A 22291-nucleotide genomic window follows, 5' to 3' on the forward strand; every position below is an offset into this window, starting at 1 on the left:
ATTATTCCTCTACTGACAAGCCGCAACGGCGGCTAATCCTGCTTGAATATCTGCAACTAAATCGGCGGCATCTTCAATACCCACCGATAGACGCAATAGGGTGTCCTTAATACCAGCCTCGAAGCGCGCCTGCGGCTCCATGGCTCTGTGGGTCATAGTTGCGGGCACGGCCACTAAACTTTCGACGCCACCTAAACTTTCCGCCACGCTAAATAAGCTGAGTGCACCTAAAAAGGCCACCACTTCGGCCTCACCGCCTTTGAGCTCAAAGCTCAGCATAGCGCCAAAGCCCTGTTGTTGCTTGGCCGCAATGGCGTGACCTGGATGATCCGCAAGCCCTGGGTAATAGACTTTACTCACCACAGGGCTTTGCGTTAATAACTCAATAATACGCTGGGCATTGGCTTGATGCTCGCGAATACGCACCGCTAAGGTACGTAGGCCGCGCAGGGTCAGATAACTGTCGAAGGCTGACCCCGTTAAGCCTAGAGTGTTCGACCACCAATGTAAGCTTTCGCCGATTTGCGCGTCTTTGGCGACCACTGCGCCGCCGACCACATCGCTGTGACCATTGATATATTTAGTGGTGGAGTGGATAACGATATCCGCGCCTAACAATAGGGGTTGTTGCAATATCGGCGATAAAAAGGTGTTATCGACCACCACCAGCGCGCCGACACCATGGCTCGCCTTAGCAATGGCTTCGATATCCACCACACGTAATAACGGGTTTGATGGGGTTTCGAGCCACACCATCTTAGGATTCTGCGCAATAGCGGCGGCTAACGCTTGGCTGTCGGTTTGGTCGACCACAATGAGCTTAAACTGGCCTTTCTTCGCCAAGTTGGTAAATAAACGGTAGGAACCACCATAGCAATCATGGGGCACAACTAATAGGTCACCGGGGCCGAGCAAAGTGGTCACTAAGGTGATGGCCGCCATGCCAGTGCACGTCACTATGCCAGTGGCGCCCTTTTCTAATTGGGCTAATGCTTCGCCTAAAATGCAGCGCGTTGGGTTGCCTGAACGACTGTAATCGAATTCGCGGGGATTTTTATGACCATCGAAGGCGTAATTAGTCGACAAATAAATCGGTGGCACAACTGCGCCATATTGAGTATCGCTTTCGATACCCTGACGCACTGCCAGTGTGGCTAATTGACGCTCTGCCATGGGGACTCCTAAATTCGGTAGACTGATAGAGATGTCTGGACGTCTAAATGTACCTAAGCCCAACGCCATCGTCAATAGGCGTTAAGACGTTTAGACGTCTGAACATAAAGAAATCTGTTTGCAATCACAAAGAAATAGTAGCAATAATTTGACTGTTCTTTGTAAGGGTTTAAAATCTGCCCCGAATTTAGCGTTATAACAGGTGAGTCAATGACTGAATGGAATGGGGAATACATCAGCCCCTATGCTGAACATGGCAAGAAGAATGAACAAGTAAAAAAAATTACTGTGTCTATTCCGCTCAAAGTGCTTAAGGTCCTCACGGACGAACGTACTCGTCGTCAGGTCAATAATTTGCGTCACGCCACCAACAGCGAGCTGTTGTGTGAGGCATTTTTGCACGCCTACACTGGCCAGCCATTGCCCAACGATGAAGATCTGTCAAAAGATAATCCAGACAGCATTCCCGCCGAAGCCAAGTTGTTAATGGATCAAATGGGAATCGAGTGGGAAGACATGGAATAGCGACTCGTCGCTTTCAAAGTCATATCACAGTGCTCATCAATAGGGATCGTTAACGATCCCTTTTTGTTTATACCCAAGCGACTTCAAACTTTAAATTTCACCATCTTGAGTTGGTTTGGGATATAGGAAATCCTATGTTTTCTATGATAGATCCACAGACACTCGCCTTAGCCTCGCTGGTCGTGTTTCTGGGCGCATTAACCCAAAGTCTGATTGGGTTTGGGCTTGCGGTTGTCGCCAGTCCTTTGCTGTATATCGTCGATCCACAACTTGTACCTGCGCCTGTTATTGCTATGGGTTTCTCCATCGCCCTGCTGACCTTAGTGCGTGAGCGCGGTCACTTAGAATTCAATGGCTTGCAATATGCGCTCCTAGGCCGCGTGCCCGGTGGTTTTATCGGCGCGAGTTTATTGCTGTTTGCGCCTCAACCCATACTGGGTTTATCCATCGCCGCCATTGTAACTGTCGCAGTGATCCTCAGCCTGAATAAATTCAGCCTGCCAGTGAATAAGAAAAGCCTCTTCGGTGCGGGTGTGGTTTCAGGGATCTTCGGCAATATCGCCGCGATTGGTGGCCCGCCGATGGCGATTTTGTTGGCAGGCAAAGATGCCTCGCAGTTTCGCGCTGCCCTGTCGGCCTTCTTCATTTTTAGCTCCATGATTGCATTGGTCATTTTAGCGATCACTGGCTTATTAGAATTAAAACATCTGTGGCTGTCGTTGATGCTGCTCCCCTCAGTGATTTTAGGTTACTTAGTCGCAGGACGATTAGTGGGCCGTGTCGATAAAGAGAAGACAAAGATGGCGACGTTAGTCCTGTGCAGTATCAGCGCCTTAGTGCTAACGGTGAAGTCGGTTATCGAGTTATTACCCCAATAAGCGTCCCGCTTGTACTGGCAAACCTTCTCACGATTCAAACAATAAAAAAGCACTGACATTGCCAGTGCTTTTTCTTTATCTATCAATATGTAAAGCCAGATTACACTCAGCTTAAATAGCTTTGCCCTGCGTACACAATAAAGTGTCTTAAGGCGAGTACGCCCGTTAAGCTCGCACAAGCCACCATGATCATTGCGCCCTTAGTGTGGCGAGTCGCGGCGGGTAGCAGCATAAACAGCAAGGGAATACCAAAACCTATACCGACAACGCCTATCCAGAACACGCTTGCCCATAACCCAGAAGTTAACGATGCTAAGGCCGCAGCCGCCGCGCCGCCCTTGAAGTACAAGGCGCAGAACAACATGAACAGGAACAGAATTTCAATCGCCATCACAGGCAATTCTAAACCGTGCATCTTCACTAAAGTTTTGTCGTGGCTGTCAGTCTTAAACATCAGCAACGCCAGTACCGCATTGGCCGCAGCGCCCGCCGACAAACCCGACACTAAAAACAGCGCAGGCAGTACCGCAGTGTTGAGCATAGGATAGGCATTCATCGCCGAAATTAAGAAGCCAGTGTAAGCCCCCACGCCAATGGCGAGAACAAACAACAATACTTCAATCAGCTTTCGAAATGGCATAAGTAACTTAGCGATAGGCGCTAGGAAACCTAAACCCCATTTTGGTAAGTCATCCCGCAGCACAATAATGGCGTACGCAAAAGCTAAGGGAGAATACGCCAGCAGCGCCAGCACCCCAATGGCCATCACAGACTGGAAGTTATAGTGAATTAAGATCAACCAGAAGTGGAATGGTTTGGTTAAGTCAAACACTAAGCAAGCTAGACCTAAGCTAATTGCTACAGGCCCAATAATTGCTGCCGCCTTAAGAATGCTGCTTTCGGCTCCCGCGCTGAGTTCCTTATTCGCCCAGCGCAAACCAATGCCAATCAGTAAACTGCCCGCGGATAACCCCGCCATAAACAGGTAAACGGCGATGACCCAGTGCCAAGTGACAGGATCATATTGCGCCATGTCGCCCCAAGTATTGTTCATAATCAAATCCCCCCTCTTTTGGTAGGAACGCGATATACCCTAGGTTTAGTGCCCAAATGGGTTTTATCTTGGTAAGTGATTTTAGTGTTGAGCATGATGGCCACTTCACTGCTTGGATCATTGGCATCACCAAACACTAAGGCATCGGTTGGACACACAGTCACGCACGCTGGCTCTTCGCCCCGTGCTAAACGCGTATCCTTACAGAAGTTACACTTATCCGCCGCCTTGGTTTCTGGGTTCATAAAGCGCACTTTATAAGGGCACGCTGCCACACAGTACATACAACCGACACACTTCTCGGTATGGATAGAGATAATGCCATCTTCACCCACATAGGCCGCGCCTGTTGGGCACACTTTAACGCAGGGTGCATCTTCACATTGCTGGCAAGATACCCTGTGATATTTGAAATGCAGATTGGGCATCTCACCAAAGGGGCCTTCCACACGCACTTGCAGACGAGTTACGCCTTCGGGTACGCCATTTTCACTGCGACACGCCACGTTACAAGCTTGGCAGCCGATGCACTTATTCTCGTCGTGCACCATTACATATCGTTTATTCATTTAAGCCTCCGATTAGCGCTTTGCCAGCGTGACGCCCGTGGTGTGCACTGTCATGCCACACACAGGAGCAGTAACGTGCGGCAGTAAGTTACCGCAGTGGATACCTTTGCCCGTTGCTCTGACCAACTCTTTGTTTTTAGAACCAAAGCCCATGTAAGCAAACACAGTATCTTGGCGAATACCCGGCGTGACTAAGGCGTGGCCTTCTTCTGTGCCAACACTGCTGGTGAGGCGGATTGGGTCGCCATTGCTGATCCCTAACTTGCCCGCAGTAACAGGGTGAACCCACACAGCGTTATCCGACATCAGGTTAGCGAGCATAGGCACATTGTGGGTTGCACCATTGGTGTGCACCGCCACTTTGCCTTGGATAAAGTACAGCTCATCTGCTTTTTTAAGATTCACTTCGCGGAACTTGATCACCCCACGGCCCGGTGCCATGGCTTCGACTTTCGCGGAAGTGAGTTCAATTTTGCCACTCGGGGTTTTAAAGGTCAGTGCACTGGCGTAAGTGCCGTCTTCATCGGCAGGTCGCGCATTGGGGTATGCCTTAATAAACTCGGTAACCATCTTAGGCTCGCACAACATAATTGGCTTACCGAAGCTCACAAAACCTTCGTCTTTGATCCGGCGCAGCAGGTCAGTGTCGCGGTTCACCTGCAGCATTTGCAGGGTTTCCATGTTTTCCCATGGATAGAACTCGCCAAGGCCCATAGCCACACCCACATCCTTAAAGATCTGCCAAGAAGGCTTAGTATCACCTAATGTTTCAACGACCCGTTGGCGCACATAATAGGCCGGATTTTTACCTGACTTATCAGCAATTTCTTCATCACGTTCAAGATAAGTCGACTCAGGTAAAATCACGTCCGCATAGGCGGCGGTTTCGCTGATATACACATCACACACGGCGATAAAGTCGAGCTTTTTCATCGCTTCAACAACGCGCGCTCTGTCTGTCATGGTTTGCATTGGGTTAGTGCGTGACATCACCCAGCCGTGTAACTGGTAAGGAACAGCGCTTAATGTGGCATCGAGAATGGTTTGGTAAACGCCGCCCGATGTCCACATCATGGCGTACTGCTCTTCCACCTGATCGATACGTTTCGCTGCTGGTTTTGGCATGTCTTTCACGCCAGGTTTTGCCAATACGGGCGCAACCGCTTCACCGGCAAGCTTGTTGTAATCACCGGGTTTCTGGCCGATATAAATCCCGCCTTTACGCTCAATATTACCAATCAAGACGTTGGCGGCGTAAAGGGCGCGGCGCATCTCAAACTCTTCGGTGGTAAAGGTGGCTCTGTGACCAAAATCGACCACAGCATGGGGCGCTTTAGCAGCATATTCGTGGGCGATACGACGAATGTCTTTGGCAGGCACATCGGAGATGGTTTCAGCCCATTCAGGGGTATAAGCTTTCACTTCGGCGGCAAAGGCTTCGAAGCCTTCCACATAACGCGCGACAAATGCCTTGTCGTAAAGATTATCTTCAATCAATACATGGCATAACGCCAAGGCGACGGCCACGTCGGTACCGGGGCGAATGGCATACCATTCATCAGCTTTATCGGCCACAATGGAGAATCTTGGCTCGAACACCACCAGCTTGGCACCTTTGTCCATCTGCGCCGCCATCATGCCGCGGGTTTCGGACATATTGATGCCTTCGTACAGGTTATGGCCGAAGTTAATGATGTATTTAGAATTACTTAAATCACGTTTGACCTTAGTGCCAAAAATAGCCTTAGCGGCAATTTCATAACCACCAGGGCAAGTCGACGCGTGGGTAAAGGTATTTGGACTACCAAAGGCGGTCGCAAGGTGAAACAAATGCTTTTCTTGTGAGCCAGATTTTGACGAGAATGCCACGGCTTCTGGGCCATGTTCTTTTTTGATTTTATTGAGGTTTTCAGCAATTAATTTATAAGCCTCATCCCAACTGATCTCAGCCCATTTGCCTTCGCCGCGCTCACCGACCCGCTTTAACGGTTTAACGATACGCTGTGGATCGTACAATAAACTATGGCCTGCGCCGCCACGGGCACACACTTTACCGCCAAAGGATTTAGCGGCCTTGTTGCCACTAATGAAGACGTTTTTGCCCTCAATCACCCGCGCCGAAATCGGGCAGCGAGTCGAACACATTTCACAAATACTGGCAATGTCTTTGCCCATGCCCTTTAGCTGCTTATTCTCTAATGCCGCTAAGCTGCCCGGCAGCAGACTGGCCAACGCACACGTGGCGCTGCTCGCTCCTGCTCCCTTTAAAAAGGTTCGCCTATTAAGCTCAATCATGGTTACCTCCATCACGCTCATCCCACCCGTCTGTCGCCATTTTTGGCGCCATCGAGCAGAGGTTTGCTCACTGATTTGATTACTTTTTTAGTTATAAAGCGTTAAAACAGCGCCACCATATCTTCAAAATACACGGCATACGCTGAATACACTGCTCATCCACAGAGATTGTTATCCCGAAAGAGGTAGGTGGGTATTGTGGTAAACCACATGGGGAAGCTCGGTGTGATCTACCGCAACTAAAACCTAAGACTGACCTTGAAATACGTGAATAAGATCAATAGGTCCTAAAACACGAGCAGAAAAAAGCCGCCAGATGGGGTAAATGGCGGCTTAAAAAAAACAGATATCTCAGTAAATTGCGATAACACTCGTGGGATGAGCATCACTATGCTGAGTGAAAAGCTGAGTAAAAACCTACCACAATCCTTAATCCATTAATTCTATATCGAGGCAGTTGAGCAGCCGAATCGCTTCGTCGCGGCTAAACTTAGCGCCTTTGATTTTATTGTTAAAAATGTCGATATCGTAATTGGATGCCTCGCTGAAATCCGCCTCCAATAATTGAGTTCGGCCAAACAGACTATGACTAAAATCCGTGTAGGTGAAATTGGCTTGATTAAAACTGCCCTCGCGAAAATCGACATCGTGGGCCTTGCACTCTTCGATGATAATTTCATCGAGGGACAAACCTAAAAATGAGCAATCATTTAAGATGGATTGCTTAAAGGAAAAGGGCGCGGCAAAGGATAAACGCGACCACGCGGCGCGGGTCCAATCGATACCGACTAACTTACATTCTTCAAACTCCACCCCGCAGAACTGACACTGGGGCACTTTCACTAAACTTAAGTTGCAACGCACAAAGCGGCAATCGATAAACTTGCATTTACGGAAAGTGCTCTCGCTAAAATGGCAATCTTGAAAGCAGCAATCCTCGAACTCGATGCCCTGTAGATCTTGGGCTAATTCCGACAAGCCATTGAACTGTTTTGATAAAAAACTATTGCCTTGCAAAGCCGCACTTTGCGCGAGTTGCGATGGCGCAAGCACTGATTGTTTAAGTACAGGCACTTCTTTCTGTGACGACATAACACCTCTAATCCTGCCCAATCCCCAGCAATAAAATATGCAGGGCAATTGGGCTAGATACTACTTATTGTTTACTCTCTGATACGAGGCTTGAGACTCACCGGCTAAATGCTCGCGACGAGTTCCTCAAGCTGATCGGTCGCCTTAGACCAACCCTGATGAAACCCCATATCCTCATGATTCTGCCTATCTTCGCTATTCCAATGCAGCACCCGCGCAGTGTACTTGGTCTTACCATCTATAGGTTCAAACATGATGGTTGCCGTCATAAAGGCTTTATCGGACGGCACCCAAGCCTCAGTAAAGGCATCGGTAAATACGATGCGCTCATTCTCAACCACCTCGAGATATACGCCACGATTCGGGAAATCCTGCCCCTCAGGGCTGCGCATCACGATCACATTTGAACCACCGGCACGCACATCTAAGCTCGCGCTTGCCACAGTCCACGGCCTTGGCGTAAACCAGATTTTGAGGAGTTCTGGCTCGGTCCACGCGCGGAACAGCTTTTCTGGCGGCGCATCGATAATCCGCTCTAATACTAGCTCTCGTTGATTATCATTATGTACATGCTGACTTGTGCTCATATTCCCTCCATTGGATATTTGGCTTGATGGTCTTGTCGGCTGCTACATCATAAGCTCGCATATCAGCGCGCTAAAATACAGCCCTTCAACATTAGCTCGTCCGCAGAACACCAGCCCTCCATGATGCTCAGCACTGAGTGTTAGCGCGTGATTCCCTTGCAAATCCTTATGCCAGCTAGATTCAAGCCACAGAACTATATAAAGAGCAGTGTAAAGGGCTGTGTAAAGATCTGTGCAAAGAGCGATGCAAATAGCCGTGGCAAATTTTGTCAAAAAAGGTAGAATGTCGCCACTTTTTCGCGGCAGTCTAGAACAAGGTTCTCTCGGATTAATGGTTAGCATTTTCGAGCAAAATGGCACGGGCCCAGCCCGCTTTCGCAGACCACTTTCACTGTGGTGCCAACCTTGCCCTGCGTTTGTTCCCTCCCTTGCATTATCTCCACCCAACCCAATTCAAACACCGCCCGAAAATACAATTTTTGCTGTTCAAGATTTAACATCAAATCCCGCAAACTGGCTGAGCGATTTACGCCCTAAGCCAAGCGCGAATAATAAAGCGGTTGCAATGAATCTGGCTGTTGCTAACGCCATAGTCCATCTGCAAACCGACACTTATAAAAACCTTATCCCTACACTCTCTATCCTAAGGAATACTCGTCATGAGTCTTGCTGATTCCGTATTAGCCGTGAATAACGATTTGCCAATCCGCACCGACAGCCCAGTCCACAGCGGCAAGGTTCGCAGCGTTTACTGGCTAACCGATGCCGACAGCCGCCGTTTAATCAAAACCAAGGGTTATAACGTCCCCGAAGATACCCCGCTCGCCATCATGGTGATCAGCGACCGTATCTCGGCCTTCGACTGTATCTTCCACGGTGAAGGTGGCCTCAAAGGCATTCCCGGTAAAGGCGCGGCATTAAACGCGATTTCTAACCACTGGTTTAAACTGTTCGCCGAAAACGGCCTAGCCGACAGCCATATTTTGGATATCCCGCACCCGTTCGTATGGATAGTCCAGAAAGCCCGCCCCATTAAAGTCGAAGCCATTTGCCGCCAGTACATCACAGGCTCAATGTGGCGCGCTTACTCTAAGGGCGAGCGAGTATTCTGTGGCATCACACTGCCAGAAGGCTTAGAGAAAGATCAAAAGCTCCCTGAGCTGTTAATTACCCCATCGACTAAGGGCATTTTAACCGGCATCCCAGGCGTGCCAGCCCAAGATGACGTGAACATCAGCCGCAGCGATATCGAAGCCAACTACCAAGCCTTTGGCTTTGAAAAGTTAGAAGATATCGACCTGTACGAAAAGCTGTTAAAAGATGGCTTTAAAGTGATATCAAAAGCACTGGCCGACATTGACCAAGTGTTTGTCGATACTAAATTTGAGTTTGGCTATGTCACTGATAAAGATGGCAATTCAAAACTGATTTACATGGATGAAGTCGGCACTCCAGACTCATCACGTATTTGGGACGGCGCCGCCTACCGCGATGGCAAGATTTTGGAAAACTCCAAAGAGGGTTTCCGCCAATTCCTGCTAAATCATTTCCCCGATCCTGATGTGCTGCTCAACAAAGACAGAATGCCAGAGCGTGAAGCCCTCGCCCGCGACAATGACCTGCCACTTGAGGCCATGATGCAAGTGTCACGCACTTACACCGGCGTTGCCGAGAAAGTGACTGGTGCTCCAATCCCGCTGCCAGCGAATCCAAAGGCAGATATTATTAAGATACTCAAAGATGAGTATGATCTGATTGTGTAATAGAGAGTTGTAATCAAATCTGAGGTTTTGGGTGGTTTACCCATAACTGAATAGTAGAAAAAGGCGCTTAGGCGCCTTTTTTGTTTACTTCGAAAAAGTAGATTTTCCAAACTTCGTTTGGATCAAAGTCGTGGGGCTTCACCCCACACCCGACCAAGGAGGACTGCTCGTCCTATCCTCCTTGGATGCTCCAAGACGCCCCTAACGGAGTTGAAAGCCCCTTGGGCATTTAGCGTCCTTATGCTATCGCGTCAGACGCTCGTCCCTGATTCGACTGACGCTATCTCGGCATCCATGCCTCGATCACGCAACGAACGCAAATACCCTGCGGCAACGCCGAGGGGACGCTGAACTCCTGTCACATTAGTGTTGTTTGTAAGCCATCGAAAGCAACCTGAATGATGCCAACCATCTCTTTTAGAAAATTTAACAATGGCTTATTAAATCCTTATGATTGGCTCGTTAAATTCCTTAGGCCTTTTTCGGGGATAAGAACAAGCTGAAATCATCCTTTAGCTCTTTAGATAAAACCTTGAGTTTCCCTTCACTTTCAGAAAAATAACCAATGCATGCCTTGTTCGTATTTCCACCCACGCCAAGTAATGTGTTTGAGGAATTGTCATTTCTCTTGCGCGAGTATGTGCCATCAAAGGTAGCGCCAGATACTTCTCCTACAAGTTCTACTGTATATATTCCCCCTACCAAAGCACCTGTTTCTTCAGTCCAACTGGCTTTAAGTGAGTAGTTATCGATCTTTATAGTTGTGGCATGTATACCATTTACTTCCCAGTCACCCTCTAGAACCTTCGCGTTACCGAGATAAAGTTGCTCGGTATACTCGCGAATCTTCTTCTGCCTGTTTAGTGCTTTTTTACCTAACTCTTCCCAGTCTTTGTCCTGCTTTTCTCTACTTTTGCTAATCTCAGCAAGCAAGCTATGTATATTTTCGTGGGGATTATCTTTCTCTAATGCTTCTTTAGCTATTTTTTCTGCTTCGTCAGTAAAACCCGCTCCAAGAAGCAAGTAACCTAAGTTCGCCATTGCCAACGTATTATTGTGTTCAGCTGACTTCTTGTATTGATCAATAGCCTTTATTTTCAATCCAGCCTCCTGAGCTCGTACTCCAAGATTGTTCAATGCAGTCGAGTTATCTTCATCAATTCGAATGAGTCTTAAGTAATTGCTTATTGATATTTCATCAATACCTTCATTGCTTGCAGAATAAGCAGAATTAAAAAGCTCACCTCTATTATTCGTGTTAAATTCCAAAAACTTGTCTTTGCAGTAAATAGACAGATACTTGTTTCCTAAAGAGTCCTCTATCTTTGAAAGTGCCTCAAAGATCAACCCTTTTTGCGCACCATCGTCTATACTCTTCAGTCGTTCTATCAGGATATTCTTAGCTTCAATTGAGGATTCTTCTTTATTCAGGGAGTATGCAATATTTACTATAGCTCTTGTCTTTAAAGGCTCAGATTGCGTTTCCTCAAGAGCAGACCGCCACATTTCAGTCTCCTTGTGATATTGCATTCCTTTCCTAAGGCAGAATGAAATCCAATCTAGGGTATTAAATTTAGACACTTCATTTTTAGCTGTTCGAGCTAGCCATTCCAATTCACTAATTGCTGAATTATCTTTACCTTTATTAAACCTAAAATATAGATAAGCAGCTTTACTGTTTTCCAGCTTTACTTCATCTTTCTCGCCTATAGCGTATTTTTTGAATTCAGCTTCTGCATCATCTAGGCGCCCTTCACTAAATGCTTTTTCCATTGCAAGGAACCAGTCCCCCTCATTTTTCTCTATTTCTGCATCTTTATCTTCGGAGGATGGCTTATCATCTGTAGTACGTAAATCGATCTTTTCTTTATCTTGTGTTGGAGCAGCGGCTTCCATACCAAGTTCAGACTCCCCACTTTTATATTTCAGAGAAGTGAGCCTTGAAACGAAGCTTGATATGGCATTTCTACAAATAAACAATAAAACCAGAATAACAATGGTTTTTGAGTTACTCGATAGGAACTCGATAAGTATTCTGAAAGCTTCTAATGCTGTGCTTGGTGGTGATTCATTCATAGATTAATCTCTGAGGCCTAACATTTCTATAGTGCACATGCTCGTTCACCTCATTAGACCAGTAAAAAATGCAAAATTAACTAACTGTAATAAAAGGAACTTATCAGTTTTTTATCAAATACACCATGCGGAAAATGCACATGCGCGTTATCCAAACTTATTATCTAACCAATATAAAATTTAAGTAATTAATTTTTAATAGTTTTATTGATAAAAGATGGGACATATATGGTCACCTCGGGTTTAGCAAGGGAAAAGATCGGATAGGCATAACTCTTTTGGGATAACAGCCAACACTTAAGCCGCCGAAGTTCACCTTCCCTGCGAAGTTGCTGAAGGGCGTTGAAGACTCTTTTTTGAAAGAATGGGGCGTGACGCAGACAGGACGTCTGCGTAGCTTTCGGGGGGAAGGGGCGAATGAAAATCGGTGATTTTCGCGCTTATGAGCGAGAGGCAGGGACTGCCGAACTGGGGGGCTTTACATGGATGTAAAGCGGGGCCATCGGAAGCGTTAGCTATTTTCGAATAAGCACGAAGCCACTAATCAATGCATGTAACTTCGCTAGGGACGCCGGGGATTTCCAAAAGGGAAATAGGCGCTTTTCCCCTTTTGGTCGGGTGTGGGGTGAAGCCTCACGACGTTGATTTTGACTTTGATTTAAAAAATAAAAACTCGGAGGGGCTTATTAGTAATATAAAAAAGGTGTGACACTTAGCGTGTCACACCTAGATAATTAATTCTTAAATTATAAATATCAACAACAAATAATTAGAAGCGATATTCAACACCGATACTGGCTTGATTAAAGTCTGTATCTGTTTTCCCGCCATTGGCGACGCTATCGACATTAATATCTGCATCATACCAAGTGTACTCAGCATTAATTAAAAATCGATCTGTGACTTTAAATGCCACACCGGCGCCGGCGAATACACCTTCGCCATCGTCATTGCCAGAAAAACCGACGACGTCATAATCTGTCGAATACCATAACTGACCACCTTTAGCATATAGCTCTACTCGGTCTGCAATGGGAAGCATGACTTTAAGGGCTGCCGTGTAACCATCGGTTTCGGCATTGGCTAAACCATTACCATAATCACCAAAGTTAATGTAACTACCTTCAAGAGCAAGGTATTTATTAAACTTATAACCAACAAGGCCCTGCATTACATCACTATTATCATCAAAATCATCATCGCCATCGACTTTTAAATAACCGTAGTTAGCGCCGACATAGATTCCGTTTTCTGCGGCATCACTGTTGCTCATGTTATCAGCATGAGAATATGCACTAAAAGAGGCTAAAGAAATAATGGCAGCTAAAGTAAGAATGGGATTTTTCATAAAGTACTCCTAGTTAATTATTTAAATACACTAAGGACATTACAAAAATAATGCCAACCTCGCAAAACCACACTCAGATCAATACGCAATGAAAATAATAACCATACTTATCAAAACCATATATATATTTCAATCTTTTAAATTAGAGTTAACTATTTTTATAAAACACATGAAACTTTTTTCATACTTACACTAAAGCCATGCTAATTCTGTCTTAATGTATTTATTGCCTGTGAAATTGTAACTATTTCATAGGTAACAAAATAAACACACAAAATCATTACATTTAATTAATTCCATTATCATTTATATTGTGCGACTTACTTATTAAAGCAAGTTTATTAAAGCAAGCTTTAACGGGAATACTGTGCGGCAGCGTTATGAACAAGAGTTATGGATGACGAACAGATTATTAAACATGGACGTTATTTGGCAAGGAATATCCAAAAGGGGAACTGGTACCTTCCCCTTTTGGTCGACTCTTGATGAAAAACAGAAGTGAAGCCCACTACTTTAATTTGGCTTTACATAAAAACAGACTGAAAGAGAAGCGAGATTTAACGAGTCACAGTCACATTATGAGCAGACCTTCTGTTACCAACCTTCAACAGAAGGTCAAATCTTCACGCAAACAAACAGCGCGTTACCTGATGCTAAATCCCACGGGACAATTCTTTCATAATCGTGTTCGAAAACATGCACTTCAAAATAAGGTGCTAACAGTTCCTGCAGCTCAGTGAAGCTGGTAGCGACCATAGCATGTTGGTCTTGCCATTGCTCAATACTGTGGACTTCTTGTAAACCCACTTCTTGCAAACCTGCGGCGTGTAACCCAGCTTCCAGCGAGCCTAAGCCTTTCATATCAGAGACAGGTAAAGGCGAGACCTCAGCAAACGGCTGACTGCTTTTGGCAATACTCAACTTTAATGACTGTTTCTCACCTTGCCCACTGTAATGCCAGCCGGATTCGAAGGCGAAATGACTACCATCAAACTCGGCAAAATGCTTAACCGAACTTGTGTTATCGATTCTGTGCTTATCGACAGTATTAAAACAAAACAGCCCACCGTCATTAAGTGCGCTATGCACACTGGCGATACAGCTTTTAAGGCGTTCGATGCAAGCACTGTAATGGATGGAATATAAAAAACAGGTAATCAAATCGACGCGCTCTTCTAAATAAAAAGCCGTCATATCTTGGAGGTTAAACTGAGCTTCAGGACAACGACGCATGGCCATGTCTAGCATAGGCTGATTGATATCTAGGCCACTGCACTGATAACCAAGGTCGATAAAATGCCGCACATGTGGACCAGTGCCACAGGCTAAATCAAGATGTTGCTTACCATTATTGCCGAGGAACTGATGCAGACGATGGATGCTCGCGCTCTGTTGCTGGTAGTTGATATCGGAACACATTAAATCGTAATAACCGGATAAATCGGTATAGAGCGCGTTGGAAGACATAGTAGCGAATAGGTAACAAGGGCAATTTTAGGTGGCGCATGATATATCAGTTAGCCGATATCAGAAACAAAGAATTATCCATCGAGTCTTAGCACGTGTTATCACTCTAATCGTGCAACGATATCAATCCACCTAACCATTTACTTTGGGGCGTGAAAGCCCAGCTCTTCATAGGAACTTAAATATTCGAGTTGTGGTTTGGCAAAATAATACCCCTGAAAATACTCAATCCCTATTCCAGCGAGATAATTAAGTTCGGCTTCAGTCTCAATGCCTTCGGCCAAAACTCTTGTATTAAGCTCTAAACAAATACGCAGTATTTCATCCACGGCTAACTGCTTTTCTCTATCAAGATCGATATCACGGATCAAGGTCATATCAAGTTTTAATACTTGAGGGCGCAGGGCTTCGAGCCAGCTTAAATCAGCAAAACCACTGCCAAAATCATCGATTGCCGTGATAAAACCACGCTTAGCATAGCTCTCGAAGATACGGACTAATTTTGCCCGATCGACAATTTGCTCGCCCTCAGTCACTTCGAACATGATGTTGTGAATATCAAACCCATACATGTCGGCGGCTTCAATCGTCGCGCGGATACAGGTCTCAGGGTTATATACGGCATTAGGTAAAAAGTTGATACTGAGCATCTTATCGAGTCCCAGCTTTGAAGCGGTTTCTATCGCTTTAACACGGCAAGCCTGATCAAAATAGTATTTATTATTTTCATTAATCCGCTCAAACACCCACGCAGCCCCTTCACCATCAGGGCCTCTGACCAGAGCTTCATAACCGCTAATCTCACGACTAGGCCAATGGATAATAGGTTGAAATGCCATTCGAATTTCAAATCCTAATGACTTACCACTTAAGCAATCCATGCAAGTTTGTTGCTTTATTCGAGCGGGAAAATCCATAAACGGCCTCCTAAACATTAACCTTACTAGTGTGAGGATAAATACTTAAATTTGCCAGTTTTTACTGTTCATCATCCTAATAAAATCCATCACATATAGAGTGAAGAATGCTATTTCCAAAAATATAAAACGATTGTAAACGGCATAAAAAGTAAAGAATCCGCCTTCTTAGAAGGCGGCTTTGACTTGCCCCTGGAAGGGGCTATTCCAAAAACTACATCATCTGCAACGACAATTGAGCCTCATGTTCCTGATCTTGTTTATCTTGATGGCGCACATATCGTCTAATGATTTCTTCATTAACACCTACTGTATCTACAAAATAACCTCTGGCCCAAAAGCTATTGCCCCATAGCTTTTTACGTACATGAGGGAGTTTATTGAATAGCCTTATCGCACTTCTTCCTTTCAATACTCCCATCAGCGTTGATACTGACAGCTTCGGCGGGATTATGACTACCAAGTGAACGTGGTCTATCTGAACGTTTAATTCTAAAACCTCACAACCCTTCATATTGCAAAGGATATAAATTGACCTGTATAACTCCTTACCAAGGTTTCCTTTTAAAATTTTAAAACGGTACTTCGGAGTCCAAACAATATGATATTTGCAACGCCAATAAACATGTGATGAACTTCTATAATCGCCCATGCTTTTCGTTTCCTCTTACTTGTGGTGAATAAGAAGTCTCTTTTAGCATGGGCGTAATTCAGGCTATAGCCTCAAGGAACAATCACCACCGCCAGAGGCGGTGGTTTTGGGATGACAATAAAATGGATGAATTCCAATAGGAGCTTCATCCATCACCATAGGCCTCTGACTGATTTACTTCAGTTTATAAATCACTTCAACTCTATCTTCTATGCTCACTTGGCCGTACTGATAGCTCTCGGCGGCGCCCATGGCATCGGCTTTAGCGCTCATGCGTAACATGACCGGTTGCACAGGGCGTTGATCGTAATAACGGATCTGCCAGATCTTACCGAGGTTTTCACCAAAGCCTTTAGCCAAAGATTCGGCTTTTTGTTTGGCATCCACAATCGCAGCTTGACGTGCTTTGGCGACGCATTCAGCTTCTTTACTCGACTTAAGGGCGATGTTATTCACCCGATTCATGCCTTCTTCTAAAGCTGAATCTAAGATTGCATTCAAGCGGCTTAAGTCTGTTACCGTCACGGTAATTTGGCGACTGGCAGTATAACCCGTCAGCTCAGGTGCCTTATCCTGCACATACACATATTGCGGTTGAAGATTTAAATTCGCGCTCTGGATCTGATCTTTAGTCACACCCGCTGCGGTGAGACGGGCGATAAACTTAGCCACGGCGGCATCGGAATTGTCTTTGGCGGCTTTAGCGGTTTTTTCGGTCACAGCCACTTCCACATTCACATCCGCCATATCAGGCTCGACTTGGATTTGGCTCACACCCATGGTTTCAATATGCGGGAAATCGACCTCAGCGGCGAGTACCGCTGGCGCCATAAACGCGCTAGAAAAAAGACCACCCGCCACCAATACCGCTAAAAGAGAATTTTTCATAACTTACTCCAAAATAATGTGCTTATACCTAAACCACTTCAAATAGAACGCATATTCAAAACGAGACGGCTAAAACGACTGTGTCGCTTATTTAGCGCTTAGGCTATCAGTAAAAAGTGCCAATACTTGTGCCAATATGTAACAGCATCAAGAAATTGTCTCTTGCCCCTATAAACGCGGCCAATTTTAAAAAGGGTTAATTTTTCTGAAAAATGTTTAGCGCTTTTTATCCAGATGAGTTCGACCTTGGATCTTTGGCTTGTCTTCCTATATCCACACCCAAAATAGGCCTTAGGGTTAACTGGCATATTCAGCGCCCCAGTTGTACACTTTTCAGCCAAAGCTACTGTACCTTTTAATCACTTCAGGTATAATCCGCCAACTTTTTTAAGGCGGCTTATACCTCAGCGAGAAACCATGACAGTTGAAACTTTTAAACCCAAGCAAACGACCACGCTTGATATCCCAGTCAAAACATTAGAAGCAGCAAGCACTAATGCTGTTGCCACTGGGAATCGCATCGGTTTCGTGTCTTTGGGCTGCCCAAAAAACCTCGTGGATTCAGAGCGTATTCTGACTCAGTTACGCATCGACGGCTACGAAGTCACTAATAGCTACGACAATGCCGACTTAGTTATCGTCAATACCTGCGGCTTTATCGATGCTGCGGTGGAAGAATCTCTGGATGCTGTGCGTGAAGCCTTAGAAGAAAACGGCAAAGTGATCGTCACTGGCTGCCTTGGCGCCAAAGAAAACCAAATCCGCGAAGTGCACCCAGATGTATTAGAAATCACTGGTCCACACAGCTACGAAGCGGTGTTAAAGCACGTTCACAAATATGTGCCTAAGCCAGAGCACAACCCTTTTACCTCGTTAATCCCACAAACTGGGGTTAAGTTAACGCCTAAACATTACGCTTATTTAAAGATTTCAGAAGGTTGCGACAACCGTTGTACTTTCTGCATTATTCCTTCGCTACGTGGCGACCTCGACAGCCGCCCAGCGGGCAGCATCTTAGATGAAGCTAAGCGTTTAGTGGAATCAGGCGTACAAGAAATTCTAGTTGTAAGCCAAGACACCTCGGCCTACGGCAAAGACAAAGGCGGTCGTACCGATTTTTGGAACGGTATGCCAGTCAAGCAAGACATTACTAGCCTAGCGCGTCAACTGGGTAAAATGGGCGCTTGGGTGCGTCTGCATTACATCTATCCCTACCCATGGGTTGACGATTTGATCCCGCTAATGGCGGAAGGTTTAATCCTGCCGTATTTGGATATTCCAATGCAGCATGCTAGCCCGCGCATTCTCAAGATGATGAAGCGTCCAGGCCGTGTTGACCGTCAGTTAGAAGCGATTCAACGCTGGCGTGAAATCTGCCCAGATCTAGTGATCCGCTCAACCTTCATCGTCGGCTTCCCAGGTGAAACCGAAGAGGATTTCCAAATCCTGCTCGATTTCTTGAAAGAAGCTCGTCTCGACCGCGTAGGTTGCTTTAAATATTCTGAAGTCGATGGCGCTGTCGCCAACACCATAGCCGAGCTTATCAGCGAAGAAGTGAAAGAAGACAGATACCACAGATTTATGGAACTCCAAGCCGAGTTCAGCGCCGAGCGTTTAGCCCGTTTCGTTGGCCGTACTTTAGATATTCTGATTGACGATGTCGACGAAGAAGGCGCCATTGGCCGCAGCTTCGCCGATGCACCTGAAATCGACGGCATGGTGTTTATCAATGGTGAAACTGAGCTGGAACCCGGTATGTTGGTTCGTGCCCGCATCACCCATTCAGATGAACACGATCTGTGGGCTGAAGTGGTAGATGCTGACTCCCAAGACTAAGCTGTTCTGATACAGGACAGGCTATGACTCAAAAAGCGAACCTCTGGTTCGCTTTTTGTTTTTTATCATTCGATGCACCGTAAACATTAACACTGCGAATGCTTCAGCATCCTTACTCCACTGTTTTACCTCACTATTTATTTCACTTATTTATCAACGGCTAGGCTGTGACGTTATGAATTAAGCATCGGGTCCCAACATCTTATTGGCATCGACCCACAGCTCGAACTCTTCTGCCGTGACAAACTCAAGTTCTAATGCCGCTTGGCGCAGTGTCTTGTGCTCACTATGGGCTTTTTTAGCTATCTTAGCGGCCTTTTCATAACCGATATGTTGATTCAGTGCCGTCACTAACATGAGTGAGTTTTCCACATGCTTAGCAATTTGCGGCTCGTTCGCCACTATGCCGACCACGCAATGATCATTAAACGATTGGCAAGCATCCCCCAATAAGCGCCCCGATTGCAGCACATTGGCGATAATCATCGGCTTAAACACATTAAGCTCAAACTGACCATTGCTGCCGCCAATCCCAACGGCGACATCATTACCCATGATTTGCGCACACACCATAGTCATAGCCTCGACCTGAGTCGGGTTCACTTTTCCTGGCATGATCGACGAACCCGGTTCATTTTCAGGCAGTAATAACTCACCAATACCACAACGCGGACCAGAACCTAACATCCTAATATCATTTGCGATCTTCATTAAACTGACCGCCGCCAATTTATAGGCCGCCGACAGAGCGACCAATTCATCGTGGGCAGCAAGGGCAGCAAACTTATTCGGCGCCGTCACAAAGGGCAAACCCGTGAGTTTTGCGATATTGTCCGCCACCTTAACGGCGTAATCCTTGTGTGTATTCAGCCCAGTGCCGACGGCGGTCGCACCTAAGGCTAACTCGGCCACCCGCTTAAGACTGTGCTCAATACCTTCGATGGCATGACTTAACTGCGCGGCGTAACCCGAAAACTCTTGGCCTAAGGTTAACGGTGTTGCATCCATAAAATGCGTGCGACCGATTTTAACGATTTGCGCAAACTCCTCGACCTTCTTCTGTAAACTCTGCTGCAATAACCTCATGCAGGGCAAAACGAGCTCAACGGCTTGGCGATAGGCGGCAATGTGCATGGCGGTGGGAAAGGTATCGTTGGAGGATTGCGAGCAGTTAACATCATCATTGGGGTGCAAGCATTTAACCGCATCGATAAGTTGCCCACCCGAGAGCACATGGCCGCGATAGGCAATCACCTCATTGACGTTCATATTGGTTTGGGTGCCCGAGCCCGTTTGCCAAATCACTAAAGGAAATTGCGCATCGAGTTCGCCTGCAATCAGCTCATCGCACACTTGGGAAATCAGTTGAGCTTTATCTTGGAGCAAGACGCCAAGCTGTTGATTGGTAATGGCGGCGGCTTTCTTTAAATAGCCAAAAGCGTGGATCACTTCGACGGGCATAGATGCCTCAGCACCAATACGAAAGTGCTGCCGCGAACGCTCGGTTTGTGCGCCCCAATAACAATCGACGGGGACTTTCACCTCACCCATAGTGTCGTGTTCAACTCGATATTGCTGTGCCATGTGCATCTCCTTCGCTAAAACGCTCTAAGCGTTCACCATACTCGCTCAGGGCGAAAGTACAATTAACCTCCAACAAGGAGTATCAATAATAAGGCTGATTTAAGCGTAAAGATTGGCGTAAAGGCAGGTGGAGGAGCATGAATTGGTAGGATTTACGAGGCACTAACACAGCAGACTAAAACAGCGAACTAAAGCAGTAAAAAAGCAGATTAACAAAAGCGCAGACCTAGAAAGTCAAAAAGGGCATCGCCCTTGTGCTGATGCCCCTTTCGGTTTTGTGCTTTACGATCGTATGATCCTTTGCCCTTTTTCGCTTTCTCGGTGCGGGTCCTAAACAAGGGACTCGTCACTAACGCTTTGAGTGCGTTGTCGGTAATGGTGCCTCGACCACTTTCGTGTTCTAAGGGCATATTTTGCGGTTTTTGCTTAGTCATTTTATGCCTCACTGCTTAATGAAAGTTAAGCCCATAGCCTAACAGCGCAAACTATAACGCAATCAAATCAGATGTACAGAGTTTGTGCACTCCAACATAAAAAATGACTTTGACTAGTAGGAAAGTATGATAGATTATTCAAATAAAAATAATATATTAGCTTAATAATCAATAAGATTTTATTAATAGGTTTAGTGAGTGGATTTTGCCATAACCTTTATTGGCACTCAGGTTACACTTTGTAATCGACAGATAAGGAGATCAATTTGACATCCGCGTTAGTCGCTCAATCTTGGCTCGGTGCACTGCTTTTACTGATAACGCTTCAAGCCCCGCTTGCCAGTGCTTTTTCCAGTTCAGATTCCTGCGTGATGACTATGGGGTATCGCACCAGCGAACGCTTACCCTTTATCGGAGACGAGTCCAATAACACGGGATTTTATCACGAACTCTACCAAGCGGCGGCGAACAAGATTGGCTGCAAACTCAATGTGGTGCGCGCACCTAAATTACGTATTCTGCGGGATCTCAAACTCGGCAATATCGATTTTTATCCCGGCCTTAATTTCACCGAAGAGCGGGCTCAATACGCGCATTTTATCCCCAATGGACTTTCACAACGTGCGATTGGCATTAGCCGTGCTGGCGCCGCCGATATTCGCTCCATTGAGCAGTTAGCCCATAATGAAATGACCCTCTTAATCGCTCCCGGCAGTTACGACTTTGGCGGCTTACCCGACAAAATCAAGGTACGCAAACCGCCTGAGTTAACCGTCCCTAAAGCCTTGGATTATTTACTTTCAAACCAAGGTGACTTTTTTATTTATGATCAAACCACTTTGTATTATTACCTCAAAAATCGTGACCAAAGCCAGTTTAAACTCCACTATCACTACAGCGAATTACCGCAGGAAATGTACCTCGGTTTCTCGAAAAAAAGCCGCCACTACCGCGGTAAACACAACCCCAACTATCGCGCCGATATCCCCATCAGCCCAGATAACAGTCCCACAGTGTTAACACCAGATTCTAAAGTCTTTGAATTTGCCAAAGCACTCGCCGCCATGGATTCCCAAGGTGAAACTCAGCGCTTGTATAGCAAGTATTTTGGCTAGCTTAAATCACAAAAAGTACCGCTAACGCAGAGTTCTAT

The 22291-nt window shown here is 46.0% G+C and carries 20 protein-coding genes; 6 read left to right on the forward strand and 14 right to left on the reverse strand.

The genetic code is table 11. The features are described 5' to 3' along the window. Positions 1 to 9: 9 nt before the first annotated feature. Entirely contained in the window at positions 10 to 1173 is a 1164-nt protein-coding gene (metB, locus tag KO533_RS08605; protein WP_219253694.1) for a cystathionine gamma-synthase, read from the reverse strand. A 210-nt stretch (positions 1174 to 1383) separates the two neighbouring features. Here metB and metJ point away from each other — a divergent pair, with 210 nt between their 5' ends. Both metJ and KO533_RS08615 read left to right on the forward strand, forming a co-directional pair. After that, positions 1384 to 1698 (forward strand): met regulon transcriptional regulator MetJ, encoded by a 315-nt coding sequence (metJ, locus tag KO533_RS08610; RefSeq protein ID WP_105251319.1) that lies wholly within the window; start codon positions 1384 to 1386, stop codon positions 1696 to 1698. A 134-nt stretch (positions 1699 to 1832) separates the two neighbouring features. Then, positions 1833 to 2576, forward strand: coding sequence for a sulfite exporter TauE/SafE family protein (locus KO533_RS08615; protein WP_219253696.1), 744 nt, complete (start codon positions 1833 to 1835; stop codon positions 2574 to 2576). A 106-nt stretch (positions 2577 to 2682) separates the two neighbouring features. Here KO533_RS08615 and nrfD read toward each other — a convergent pair whose 3' ends face one another. From nrfD to KO533_RS08640, 5 genes are all read right to left on the reverse strand, one after another. Beyond that, complete coding sequence (nrfD, locus tag KO533_RS08620; protein ID WP_219253698.1) at positions 2683 to 3630, reverse strand: NrfD/PsrC family molybdoenzyme membrane anchor subunit; 948 nt, start codon at positions 3628 to 3630, stop codon at positions 2683 to 2685. Between the two features lie 2 nt (positions 3631 to 3632). Beyond that, on the reverse strand, positions 3633 to 4199 hold the full coding sequence (locus KO533_RS08625; RefSeq protein WP_219253700.1) for a 4Fe-4S dicluster domain-containing protein: 567 nt from the start codon (positions 4197 to 4199) through the stop codon (positions 3633 to 3635). Positions 4200 to 4211: 12 nt separating this feature from the next. Continuing rightward, entirely contained in the window at positions 4212 to 6494 is a 2283-nt protein-coding gene (gene phsA / locus KO533_RS08630) for a thiosulfate reductase PhsA (RefSeq protein WP_219253702.1), read from the reverse strand. 429 nt (positions 6495 to 6923) lie between these two features. Next, positions 6924 to 7586: a pentapeptide repeat-containing protein gene (locus tag KO533_RS08635; protein WP_219253704.1), complete on the reverse strand. Its 663-nt coding sequence runs from the start codon at positions 7584 to 7586 to the stop codon at positions 6924 to 6926. 104 nt (positions 7587 to 7690) lie between these two features. Next, positions 7691 to 8173 (reverse strand): SRPBCC family protein, encoded by a 483-nt coding sequence (locus KO533_RS08640; protein WP_198573395.1) that lies wholly within the window; start codon positions 8171 to 8173, stop codon positions 7691 to 7693. Between the two features lie 244 nt (positions 8174 to 8417). Here KO533_RS08640 and KO533_RS08645 point away from each other — a divergent pair, with 244 nt between their 5' ends. After that, on the forward strand, positions 8418 to 8846 hold the full coding sequence (locus KO533_RS08645) for a hypothetical protein (RefSeq protein WP_219253707.1): 429 nt from the start codon (positions 8418 to 8420) through the stop codon (positions 8844 to 8846). Further along, a complete protein-coding gene (locus KO533_RS08650) occupies positions 8833 to 9936 on the forward strand; it encodes a phosphoribosylaminoimidazolesuccinocarboxamide synthase (RefSeq protein WP_219234510.1) in 1104 nt (367 codons plus the stop codon). Before KO533_RS08645 ends, KO533_RS08650 begins: the two co-directional genes overlap by 14 nt. A 471-nt stretch (positions 9937 to 10407) precedes the next feature. Here the strand turns inward: KO533_RS08650 and KO533_RS08655 are convergent, their stop codons facing one another. The 6 genes from KO533_RS08655 to KO533_RS08680 form a co-directional block, all read right to left on the reverse strand. After that, complete coding sequence (locus KO533_RS08655) at positions 10408 to 12012, reverse strand: tetratricopeptide repeat protein (protein WP_219253709.1); 1605 nt, start codon at positions 12010 to 12012, stop codon at positions 10408 to 10410. 769 nt (positions 12013 to 12781) lie between these two features. Next, complete coding sequence (locus tag KO533_RS08660; protein ID WP_105251308.1) at positions 12782 to 13360, reverse strand: porin family protein; 579 nt, start codon at positions 13358 to 13360, stop codon at positions 12782 to 12784. Between the two features lie 615 nt (positions 13361 to 13975). Continuing rightward, entirely contained in the window at positions 13976 to 14827 is an 852-nt protein-coding gene (locus KO533_RS08665; protein WP_105251307.1) for a class I SAM-dependent methyltransferase, read from the reverse strand. Between the two features lie 140 nt (positions 14828 to 14967). After that, entirely contained in the window at positions 14968 to 15744 is a 777-nt protein-coding gene (locus KO533_RS08670) for an EAL domain-containing protein (protein WP_219253710.1), read from the reverse strand. 214 nt (positions 15745 to 15958) lie between these two features. Then, on the reverse strand, positions 15959 to 16396 hold the full coding sequence (gene tnpA / locus KO533_RS08675) for an IS200/IS605 family transposase (protein WP_219253712.1): 438 nt from the start codon (positions 16394 to 16396) through the stop codon (positions 15959 to 15961). Positions 16397 to 16570: 174 nt separating this feature from the next. Beyond that, positions 16571 to 17284 carry an oxidative stress defense protein gene (locus tag KO533_RS08680; protein WP_219253714.1) on the reverse strand — a complete coding sequence of 238 codons (714 nt, stop codon included), beginning with the start codon at positions 17282 to 17284 and terminating at the stop codon, positions 16571 to 16573. 417 nt (positions 17285 to 17701) lie between these two features. Here KO533_RS08680 and rimO point away from each other — a divergent pair, with 417 nt between their 5' ends. Continuing rightward, on the forward strand, positions 17702 to 19120 hold the full coding sequence (rimO, locus tag KO533_RS08685) for a 30S ribosomal protein S12 methylthiotransferase RimO (protein WP_219253716.1): 1419 nt from the start codon (positions 17702 to 17704) through the stop codon (positions 19118 to 19120). Positions 19121 to 19300: 180 nt separating this feature from the next. On the opposite strand, the gene fumC is transcribed toward rimO, so the two are convergent. Together fumC and KO533_RS08695 are read right to left on the reverse strand one after the other, a co-directional pair. After that, positions 19301 to 20704, reverse strand: coding sequence for a class II fumarate hydratase (gene fumC, locus KO533_RS08690; RefSeq protein WP_219253718.1), 1404 nt, complete (start codon positions 20702 to 20704; stop codon positions 19301 to 19303). 209 nt (positions 20705 to 20913) lie between these two features. Then, positions 20914 to 21138 (reverse strand): ribosome alternative rescue factor ArfA, encoded by a 225-nt coding sequence (locus KO533_RS08695; RefSeq protein WP_219253720.1) that lies wholly within the window; start codon positions 21136 to 21138, stop codon positions 20914 to 20916. A gap of 266 nt (positions 21139 to 21404) precedes the next feature. Here KO533_RS08695 and KO533_RS08700 point away from each other — a divergent pair, with 266 nt between their 5' ends. Continuing rightward, the gene (locus KO533_RS08700; RefSeq protein ID WP_219253722.1) at positions 21405 to 22253 is read left to right on the forward strand and encodes a transporter substrate-binding domain-containing protein; all 849 of its coding nucleotides are present in this window, start codon (positions 21405 to 21407) and stop codon (positions 22251 to 22253) included. Positions 22254 to 22291: the final 38 nt, after the last annotated feature.

Source organism: Shewanella sp. NKUCC05_KAH (assembly GCF_019345585.1).
GTDB classification, from domain to species: Bacteria; Pseudomonadota; Gammaproteobacteria; order Enterobacterales; family Shewanellaceae; genus Shewanella; species Shewanella oncorhynchi.